The sequence below is a fragment of the Conexibacter stalactiti genome (genome assembly GCF_033542075.1).
In the GTDB taxonomy this organism is placed as follows: domain Bacteria; phylum Actinomycetota; class Thermoleophilia; order Solirubrobacterales; family Solirubrobacteraceae; genus Conexibacter; species Conexibacter stalactiti.
Genome location: NZ_JAWSTH010000016.1, coordinates 68,988 through 78,124, shown reverse-complemented (window position 1 = coordinate 78,124; position 9,137 = coordinate 68,988). Strand labels below are relative to the sequence as shown.

Below are 9,137 nucleotides of genomic sequence, written 5' to 3'. Positions count from 1 at the left end.
CTGCTCCGCCCGCGACGGCGGCCGCGCCGCCCGCGGCGGCACCGGCGCCGCCGCTCGCGGCAGAGCCGGCGGCGGCGCTGCCGCCGCCGATGCCCAGCAGCTTCGCCAGCAACGCCATCGGCCCGAGCGCGGGCGTCAGCGCGGCGAAGCGCTCGCGCATCGTCTTCAGCTCTCTCTTGTACGCGCGGCAGCCGGCGCAGTCGTGCAGGTGGCGGCGGGCGAGCCCGCTGGCGCGGACGCCGCGGTCGTGCGCGTCGACCAGCTCCTCGCGGATCTCGATGCAGGCGGTGTCGCGCGCCTCGGCCGCCTGCGCGAGGCCCATGCGGGCGCGCACCAGCAGCGACTTGACGGCGGGGACGGTGACGTCGAGCGCGGCGGCGAGGTCGGCGTACGACATCCCGACGATCTCGCGCATCAGCAGCGCCGAGCGCTGCTGCTCCGGGAGCCGCCTGACGTCTTCGACCAGCCGGCGCAGCGACTCGCGCTGCTCGGTTTCGGCGATCGGGTCGTGCGACGGCGGCGAGAGCCGCTCCAGCACCTCCGGCGGCGGCGGCGCGGGGCGGCGCAGCTCATCGATGCAGCGGTTGTGCGCGACGCGGTACAGCCAGGCGCGCAGCGAGACCTCGCGGTCGTTGGCCCGCAGCGCTCCGTAGGCGCGCACGAAGACGTCCTGGAGGGCGTCCTCGGCGTCCTGTCTGGAGCCGGCGAGCATCTGGCGCGTGTACGCGAAGAGCCGGGCCCGGTAGCGATCGTGGATCGCGCGGAAGGCCTCCTCGTTGCCCTGGCGGAAGAGCTTGACGAGCTGCTCGTCAGACCGCAGCCGCAGAAGGGGGCCGACGGAGGGACGTGCTCGATTGCGCGTCAGGCCTGCCGTGGCTGGGATTGAAGAGGCTTCCACAAGTTCGCTCCTACCCGCTCAACGGGGCCTGCGCTGCAAAGTTGCGCGCAAGCCCCGTCGATCGGGTTGGTAGTGGGAAACGTACTCGATCTCGAAGACGCTTCCCGTCGCTCTCATCATTCGTTAACTAGCCGCAGCGCCTGCTTTGTGACAGCGCGAGGGAAATTTCTCCCCCGCGGGCCAGAAATGTCTGTCTCGCGAGGGGGGATGGCGCGTCCGGGCGTCGATATCGCCCGCAAACGCGGCCGGGCGAGACCAGCGGCCCCGCGCCGGTACCCTTGACGGTCCATGGATCCCGCCAACGGAGTCGGCATCCCGCTCGCCGTGGCGGCCGGACTCGTCTCGTTCCTCTCGCCGTGCGTGCTGCCGCTGGTGCCCGGCTACATCTCCGCCGTCGCCGGCGTCACGCCCGATCAGGCGCGCGAGCAGCCCGGCGGCACGCTGCGCGTGCTCGGCCCGAGCCTGCTGTTCGTGCTCAGCTTCTCGACGATCTTCATCATGCTCGGGCTGGGCGCGACCGCTGTCGGCGCGACGCTCCAGGATCACCGCGAGACGCTCGAGAAGGTCTCGGCGGCGGTGATCATCGCGATGGGGATCTTCTTCGTCGCCGCGCCGTTCGTGACCAGACTCAACCGCGAGTTCCACGTCGGCGGGCTGATGTCACGCGCTGGTCGCGGCGGGCCCGTGATCGCCGGCGCCGCCTTCGCGATCGCCTGGACCCCGTGCATCGGCCCGACGCTCGGCGCGATCCTCAGCGCCGCGGCGCTGTCGGATTCGGCCGGCCGCGGCGCGCTGCTGCTCGCCGCCTACTCGGCCGGGCTGGCGATCCCGTTCCTGCTGACGTCGGTCGCCTTCGGCCGCATGACGACCGCCTTCACCTTCGTAAAGCGCCACTACAGCGTCGTGATCGCGGTCGGCGGCGTGGTGCTGATCGCGATGGGGATCCTGATCTGGACCGGCGAGTTCTTCCGCCTCAACGCCGAGGCGCAGAACCTGCTCGACGACCTCGGCCTCGACTTCTGGAATTCGGTCTAGGCCGCTGAGCCCGGCAGCGGGTGATCGAGCCCGCCGCCGAACAGCTCCAGCGAGCCGCAGCGGCGGCAGATGTACTCATGCCACGTGGTCGAGCCGAAGCGGCGCAGCGACGAGTCCTCCCGCTGCAGCTCTTCCGGTCGCCCGGCGGTGACGACGTCGCGGCGGCCGGCATAGGCGCGCGGCAGGTCGCAGTAGGGGCAGCGGGGAACGATCGTCGCCGCGATCTGCTCCCGCTCCGTCGCGCGCGCGGCCGCGCGCGAGCGCGTGCGTGCGTCGAAGTCGGCGGTGCTCGCCTGCAGCGCCCGTGCCTCGCCCAGCCATGCGTCGGCCTCCGCGAGCGTCAGCCGCCGCTGCTCCCACTTCCCGCTCAGCCCCTGCACGCGCAGCTCGGCGTGCTGCGCCTCGATCCGCTCGACCGCGACGTCGCCAGGCCGCAGGCCGGGGCGCGGCGCCAGCCACGTCAGCTCGGCCGCGAGCGCGTTGCCGGGCAGCGGTGCGTCCAGTCTGAGCGGCTCGGATGGCGGCGGGCTCATCGGCGTGACAGCATGGTGGGCGCAGCAGACGGACCGGCGAACGAAGGCGGAGGAGCAGGATGAGCGACAGCGCGCGCGAGGCAGGCCCGACCAGAGCTGCGCGCCCCGCACGCGCAAGAGCCGCGCATCCCGCCCACGCCAGAGCGGCCCGCACGACCGGCCGCGGCGGTCCGCGCGCCAACGCCCGCGGCCACCGGCGCGAGCCGGCCAGCTCGCCGTTCCCGCCGATCGGCGACTACGCCTTCATCTCCGACTGCCACACCGGCGCGCTGGTCGCGCCCGACGGCACGATCGAGTGGCTGTGCGCGCCGCGCTTCGACGCGCCGAGCGTCTTCGGCACGCTGCTCGACCGCGGCGCCGGCGCCTTCCGGCTCGGGCCGTATGGCATGAACGTCCCCGGCGCCCGCCGCTACGAGCCGGGCACCAACATCGTCGAGACGACGTGGATGACGCCGTCGGGCTGGGTGATCGTGCGCGACGCGCTCGCGATCGGGCCGTGGGGGCTGCACAACGACGGCGACGGCAGCCGCACGCGCCCGCCGACCGACGACGCCGCTGAGCACGTGCTCGTGCGCACGATCGAGTGCATCCAGGGGAGCGTGCAGATCGAGATGGTCTGCGAGCCGATGTTCGACTACGCGCGCGAGCCGGCCGAGTGGACCGACGTCGAGGGCACCTACATGGCCGTCGACGCCCATCACCACACCGGCTCGATGCGGCTGATGAGCGACCTGCGGATAGGGATAGAGGGCAACCGCGCCCGCGCCCGTCACACGCTCAGGGAGGGCGAGACGCGCTTCGTCGCGCTGTCGTGGGCGAACGACCTGCACGGGCCCGCGACGGCGGCCGATGCGACGGAGATGCTGGAGCGCACGTCGCACTTCTGGCGCGACTGGCTCGACGACGGCAGGTTCCCCGACCATCCCTGGCGGACCCACCTGCAGCGCTCGGCGCTGACGCTGAAGGGGCTGACCTACGCGCCGACCGGCGCGATGGTCGCGGCGCTGACGACCTCGTTGCCGGAGACGCCGGGCGGCGAGCGCAACTGGGACTACCGCTACACGTGGATGCGCGACGCGACCTTCACGCTGTGGGGCCTGCACGCGCTCGGGCTCGACTGGGAGGCCGACGACTTCATGCAGTTCGTCGCCGACGTGCCGCGCAACGACGACGGTTCGCTGCAGATCATGTACGGCGTCTGCGGCGACAAGGACCTGACCGAGTCGACGCTCGACCACCTGACCGGCTACGACGGCGCGAAGCCGGTGCGGATCGGCAACGGCGCCTTCGACCAGCGCCAGAACGACGTCTATGGCGCGGTGCTCGACTCGGTCTATCTGCACACGAAGGTCGGCGGCCACCTGCCGCAGCGGCTGTGGCCGGTGCTGAAGGACCAGGTCGAGTGCGCGATCGAGGTCTGGGACCGGCCCGACCAGGGGATCTGGGAGGCGCGTGGCGCGCCGCAGCACTACGTCTCCTCGAAGCTGATGTGCTGGGTCGCGCTCGACCGCGGCGCGCGGCTGGCGGAGATCCACGGCGAATCCGACCTGGCCGACTCGTGGCAGGCGATCGCCGATCAGATCAAGGCCGACATCCTCGACAACGGGGTGCGCGACGGGATCTTCCGCCAGCACTACGACACCGATGCGCTCGACGCCTCTGTGCTGCTGATCCCGCTCGTACGCTTCCTGTCGCCCGACGACGAGCGCGTCTGCGCGACGGTGCGGGCGATCGCGCGCGACCTGACCGACCACGGCTTCGTGCTGCGCTACCGCGTCGAGGAGACCGACGACGGCCTCTCCGGCGAGGAGGGGACCTTCCTGATCTGCTCCTTCTGGCTCGTCGCCGCGCTGGAGGAGATCGGCGACCACCGCCGCGCGAAGTCGCTGCTGGAGAAGCTGCTGGCAAACGCCTCGCCGCTGCTGCTCTACGCCGAGGAGCTCGACCCGCACAGCGGCCGCCAGCTCGGCAACTACCCGCAGGCGTTCACCCACCTGGCGCTCATCAACGCCGTCATGCACGTGATCGAGGGCGAGCAGGCCGAGCTGCGGTAGCGCCCGCCGGCTGCCTCAGCGCACCGTCAGCACGATCTTGCCGGCGGTGCGGCCCTGCTCGCCGAGCTGGTGCGCGCGGCCGGCCTCGGCGAGCGCGAAGGTCGCGGCGATCGCCGGGCGCAGCCTGCCCGCCTCGACCAGCCGGGCCAGCTCCAGCAGGCCGTGGCGGTCGGGCTCGACGAGCGTGAAGCCGGTCGCGATCCCGCGGGCGGCCGCGGCGGCGGCGACCTCGGCTCCCGGCTCGCCGGGGTTGTTGATCGAGACGAGCGTCCCGCCGTCGCGCAGCACGTCGAGCGAGCGTGCCGCGTAGTCGCCGCCGCGCGTGTCGAGCACGACGTCGACGTCGCGCAGTTCGGCGGCGAAGTCGCTCGTCGCGTGGTCGATCAGCTGGTCGGCGCCGAGCTCGCGCAGCCACGCGTGCTTGGCGGCCGAGGCGGTCCCGATCACCTCGGCACCGAGCGCCTTCGCGAGCTGCACCGCGATGTGGCCGACGCCGCCGCCGGCGGCGTGGACGAGCACGCGCTGGCCGGGCTGGACGCGCGCGACCTCGGCGAGCGCCTGCCACGCCGTCAGGCCGGCCAGCGGCAGCGCAGCCGCCTCGACGTGGCTGAGCGCGGCCGGCTTCGGCGCGAACTGGCGCGAGGGGGCGACGACGACCTCGGCGTAGGCGCCGGCCTGGTGGGGGAAGCGCGGCAGCCCGTAGACCTCGTCGCCGACGCGGTGAAGCGAGGCGCCGGGGCCGACGGCGGTGACGACGCCGGAGACGTCCCAGCCGATCACCGGCGGCTCCGCCCAGAGGCCGAAGCCGCCGGTCGAACGTGAGAACCAGTCGACGGGGTTGACGCCGGCGGCGTGGACGGCGACGGCGATCTCGGTCGGGCCGGGGGCGGGGCGGGGGAGGTCGCGCTCGCGCAGGACCTCGGGGCCGCCCCAGCCGTCGGCGACGACGGCGCGCATCGTCGGGAGGGAGGCGTCGGCGGCGGCCGCGGTCGTGTCGGCGGCGGGCGCGGCTTCGGCGGCCGCGGCAGCGTCTTCGGTGCGTTCGATCGTGCTCATGGGAGCCAGTCTGCGACGTGGCGACGGCGACCGCCAGTGGCCGAAAGGACAACATGCGCAATAATCGGGCCAATGCCCCATCGCGTCGCCGTCCTCGCCCTCGACCGCGTCATCCCGTTCGACCTCGGGATCGCCGCGCGCGTCTTCGGTGCCGCGCACGACGACGCCGGCGCGCTGCTCTACGAGGTCGTCACCTGCTCTCTCGGCGGCACACCCGTGCGCACCTCGGAGGACTTCGCGATCGTCGTCGAGCGCGACGAGCGCGCGCTGTTGGAGGCCGACACGGTCGTCGTCGCGACGCAGGAGCCGGAGGGGCGGCTGCGGGAGCTCGGCGAGCTGCCGCCGGAGCTGGACGGGCTGCTGCGGTCGCTGCCTGCGCGCACGCGGATCCTCAGTATCTGCACCGGCTCGTTCGTGCTCGCCGCCGCCGGCCTGCTCGACGACCTGCCGGCGACGACCCACTGGTGCCAGGCCGACCGCTTTGCCCGCCTCTTCCCGCGCGTCGAGCTGCGCCCCGACGTGCTGTTCGTCGACAACGGCCGCGTGCTGACCTCGGCCGGCGGCGCCGCCGGCGTCGACCTCTGCCTCCACGTCGTGCGGCGCGACCACGGCGCCGCGGTCGCCAACGCGGCGGCGCGGCGCTGCGTCGTGCCGCCGTGGCGCGACGGCGGGCAGGCGCAGTTCATCGAGCGCCCGGTCCCGGCCGTCTCGACGGCGACGACGGCGCCCACACGCGAGTGGGCGAGCGCGCGGCTGCGCGAGCCGTTGACGCTGGAGGCGCTCGCCGCGCACGCCGGCATGAGCGTGCGGACCTTCACGCGCCGCTTTCGCGCCGAGGTCGGCACGAGCCCGTCGCAGTGGATCGTGCGGCAGCGCGTCGACCGCGCCCGCAGCCTGCTGGAGACGACCGACCTGCCGGTCGAGAGCGTCGCCTACGAGGCCGGCTTCGGCAGCGCGGCGCTGTTGCGCCAGCACCTGCGCAGCGCGATCGGCGTCTCGCCGCGGGCGTACCGGCGGACGTTCCGGGTCCCGCAGAGTATGGATCCATTGGCAGCAGTGTAGGATCCAATCCGTGCCGCGCCGGCTGCTCGACCGGCCCTGAACAGACCAGCAAGGAGCTGCCATGCCCGCCGCGCCCACGGCCCCGACGGTCGCCGACGCCCCGCCGCCGATCGCGCCCGGCGAGTTCGCGCAGCGCCGCGAACGGACCCGCCGCGCGATCGACGCGGCCGGCCTCGACGGGCTGCTCGCGTGGGGCAGCGTCGACTGGTCGTGGGCCGTCCGCTGGCTCGCCGACCACCAGTCGGGCTTCGCCTCCGCCGCGCCGTTCGGCGACAAGGGCTTCTCGGCGCTCGTGCTGCCGGTCGATGGGGAGCCGATCCTCGTGCTCGACCAGCGTGTGCCGGCCGCCGACCTGACCGTCGCCGACGCGCGCACGGTCGAGTCGGTCACCGAGGGCGTCGCGCAGGCGCTGCGTGACGCCGGCCTCGCCGGCAAGCGCGTCGGGATCGCCGGCGAGGGCGCGTTCCTGGACCGTCAGCGGCGCGCGATCGAGGCGCAGCTGGCGGCGGCCGGCGCGGCCGCGGTGACGCTCGTGGCGGCCGACGCGATCGTCGAGCCGCTGCACCGCGTCAAGAGCCCGGCCGAGATCGCGCTGCTGCGTCACGCCTCGGCGGTCGGCGGCGCCTGGATCGGCGCGATGGTGGAGGCGGCCGAGCCCGGCCGCACCGAGGCCGACCTGGTCGCGCTCGGCATGCCCGTGCTGCTCGCCGGCGGCGGCTTCCCCGACGACGTCGTGATCGGCTCGGGGCTGCCGTGCCGCCCCAACGCGCCGCGCGGCGTGCCGTCGTTCGACGCGCGCCGGCCGCTGAGACAGGGCGATCTGCTGCGCGTCGACGGCTTCGGCCCGGTGCTCGGCTACTACACCGACCTCGCCCGCTCCGCCTGCGTCGGCCAGCCGGCGAGCGAGCCGCAGGCGGTCGTGCTGCAGCAGGCGGTCGACCTGATCCAGACGCTGATCGACACCGTCAGACCGGGCGTGACCCACGCCGCCGTCCACGACGCCGGCGTCGCCTTCCTGACCGAGCGCGGCCATCCGCCGCACGGCTACTTCGAGGGCTTCGTGCCGATGTTCGGCCACCAGCTGGGGCTGACGACAGAAGGGCCGTTCATCGCCGCCAGCTCGACGCAGCCGATCGAGGCCGGGCAGGTGCTGGCGCTGGAGATCGTGATGGGAACGCCGGAGACCGGTGGCATCAGCCACGAGGAGGCGATCGTCGTCCACCCCGATCGCAACGAGGTGCTGACGGCCGCCTGCCCGGCGGTCTGGTGGTGAACGGCGGGCGACGCGGCGCCCGCCGGCCGTGCGCGGCGGAGCGCGCCCGCCGACCGCGCGCCGCTAGACCGTCTTGACGAGGTCGCGCGCGGGGTCGATCGCCCAGCGCGCGGCCAGCTCGCTCAACGGCTCGTCGAGCGGCCAGGCGTCGGCCTTCGCCGGCCCATCGTGGCCGACCGCGGCGCCCTTCAGCGCCATCGAGCCGACGTTGTCGCCGATCGCGCGGATCTCCGCGATCTCCGCCTCGCTCAGGCGGTTCTCGGCCGGCAGCGCGGCCAGCTCGGCGCGCTTGTCCTCGACCGGCTTGGCGTCCGGCCCGGCCTCCTGCACGAGCGTCGGCACGACGCTCTGCACCTGCGGGTGGGCGAGGTTCCACTGGCAGGCGAGCTGCAGCGGCGTCAGCTCGTGGCGGTCGGCGATCGCGTGCATCCGCTCGATCCGCTCCAGCCCGCGCTGAACCCAGCCGTCGGGGCGGAACTTGCGGTGGTCGCGCTCACCGAGCGTGCCGGGATCGCGCAGGTCGCCGCCGAACAGGCCGCCGTAGTCGACGACGCGCGTGAGCAGCTTCACGTCATGTCTGACGGCGGCCGGCAGCACCAGCTCACCGGGCCACGGCTCGAGCGGGTTGAGGATCACCATCGCCCAGTCGATGCGGTCGCCGAAACGCTCGAAGCAGTCGATCAGGTCGAGCGTGAAGCCGTTCGCGGGGCCGGGGGCGATCCCGATCAGGTCGGTCAGCCCGGCGTCGCGCAGCGCCGCCATCCCGTCCCAGACCTGCTCGCTGCGGTAGCCGATCTGATCGGGGTTGTGCAGCAGCAGCAGGTCGAAGCGGTCGACCCCGCAGCGCTCCAGCGACGCCTCGGTCGCGCGGCGCAGATATCCCGCGTAGTCCTCGGGACCGCGCAGGCGCGGGTCGGTGAAGCGCGGGAAGCCCTTCGCGCCCTCGCGCTCGCCGTCGTAGAAGTCGTGGCCGATGGCGCCGACGAGCGCGTAGTCCTCGCGCGGGAGACCCTCGAGCGCCCGGCCGAGCAGGCGGTCGGCGTCGCCGGCGCCGTAGGCGTCGGCCGTCAGGACGGTTCTGATGCCCGCGTCCGGCCGCAGCAGCGCCAGCAGGCGCTCGTCGTCGAGCGGTTCGCCGAAGTGCATGAAGCGGCCGCCGCTCCAGGTGCCGACCGCGGTCCGGGTGGGATGAGCCATGCCGAAGAAGCTAGCGCAGGACCAGGAGG

At 73.7% G+C, this 9,137-nt stretch carries 8 protein-coding genes; 4 read left to right on the top strand and 4 right to left on the bottom strand.

Features of this window, described 5'->3' with window-relative positions; genetic code table 11:
- A partial coding sequence (locus tag R7226_RS08805; RefSeq protein ID WP_318596701.1) for an RNA polymerase sigma factor occupies positions 1-898 on the bottom strand: 898 nt, incomplete at its 3' end.
- 288 nt (positions 899-1,186) lie between these two features.
- Between R7226_RS08805 and R7226_RS08800 the strand changes: the two genes are divergently transcribed.
- Entirely contained in the window at positions 1,187-1,933 is a 747-nt protein-coding gene (locus R7226_RS08800) for a cytochrome c biogenesis CcdA family protein (protein ID WP_318596700.1), read from the top strand.
- Here the strand turns inward: R7226_RS08800 and R7226_RS08795 are convergent.
- Positions 1,930-2,466 carry a hypothetical protein gene (locus tag R7226_RS08795; protein WP_318596699.1) on the bottom strand — a complete coding sequence of 179 codons (537 nt, stop codon included), beginning with the start codon at positions 2,464-2,466 and terminating at the stop codon, positions 1,930-1,932. The genes R7226_RS08800 and R7226_RS08795 overlap by 4 nt on opposite strands.
- A 59-nt stretch (positions 2,467-2,525) precedes the next feature.
- On the opposite strand from R7226_RS08795, the gene R7226_RS08790 reads away from it, so the two are divergent.
- A complete protein-coding gene (locus R7226_RS08790) occupies positions 2,526-4,520 on the top strand; it encodes a glycoside hydrolase family 15 protein (protein WP_318596698.1) in 1,995 nt (664 codons plus the stop codon).
- Positions 4,521-4,535: 15 nt separating this feature from the next.
- Here the strand turns inward: R7226_RS08790 and R7226_RS08785 are convergent, their stop codons facing one another.
- Entirely contained in the window at positions 4,536-5,477 is a 942-nt protein-coding gene (locus tag R7226_RS08785) for an NADP-dependent oxidoreductase (protein WP_404827798.1), read from the bottom strand.
- 171 nt (positions 5,478-5,648) lie between these two features.
- Between R7226_RS08785 and R7226_RS08780 the strand changes: the two genes are divergently transcribed.
- Positions 5,649-6,638 carry a GlxA family transcriptional regulator gene (locus R7226_RS08780; protein WP_318596696.1) on the top strand — a complete coding sequence of 330 codons (990 nt, stop codon included), beginning with the start codon at positions 5,649-5,651 and terminating at the stop codon, positions 6,636-6,638.
- Positions 6,639-6,699: 61 nt separating this feature from the next.
- A complete protein-coding gene (locus tag R7226_RS08775; protein ID WP_318596695.1) occupies positions 6,700-7,911 on the top strand; it encodes a M24 family metallopeptidase in 1,212 nt (403 codons plus the stop codon).
- Positions 7,912-7,974: 63 nt separating this feature from the next.
- On the opposite strand, the gene R7226_RS08770 is transcribed toward R7226_RS08775, so the two are convergent.
- The gene (locus tag R7226_RS08770) at positions 7,975-9,108 is read right to left on the bottom strand and encodes an aldo/keto reductase (RefSeq protein WP_318596694.1); all 1,134 of its coding nucleotides are present in this window, start codon (positions 9,106-9,108) and stop codon (positions 7,975-7,977) included.
- Positions 9,109-9,137: the final 29 nt, after the last annotated feature.

Excerpts from the sequence above, each read along its gene's own strand:
- R7226_RS08770 (WP_318596694.1), bottom strand. The coding sequence starts at position 9,108 with ATGGCTCATCCCACCCGGACCGCGGTCGGCACCTGGAGCGGCGGCCGC.
- R7226_RS08780 (WP_318596696.1), top strand. The coding sequence starts at position 5,649 with ATGCCCCATCGCGTCGCCGTCCTCGCCCTCGACCGCGTCATCCCGTTC.
- R7226_RS08790 (WP_318596698.1), top strand. The coding sequence starts at position 2,526 with ATGAGCGACAGCGCGCGCGAGGCAGGCCCGACCAGAGCTGCGCGCCCC.
- R7226_RS08775 (WP_318596695.1), top strand. The coding sequence starts at position 6,700 with ATGCCCGCCGCGCCCACGGCCCCGACGGTCGCCGACGCCCCGCCGCCG.
- R7226_RS08800 (WP_318596700.1), top strand. The coding sequence starts at position 1,187 with ATGGATCCCGCCAACGGAGTCGGCATCCCGCTCGCCGTGGCGGCCGGA.
- R7226_RS08785 (WP_404827798.1), bottom strand. The coding sequence starts at position 5,477 with ATGCGCGCCGTCGTCGCCGACGGCTGGGGCGGCCCCGAGGTCCTGCGC.
- R7226_RS08795 (WP_318596699.1), bottom strand. The coding sequence starts at position 2,466 with ATGAGCCCGCCGCCATCCGAGCCGCTCAGACTGGACGCACCGCTGCCC.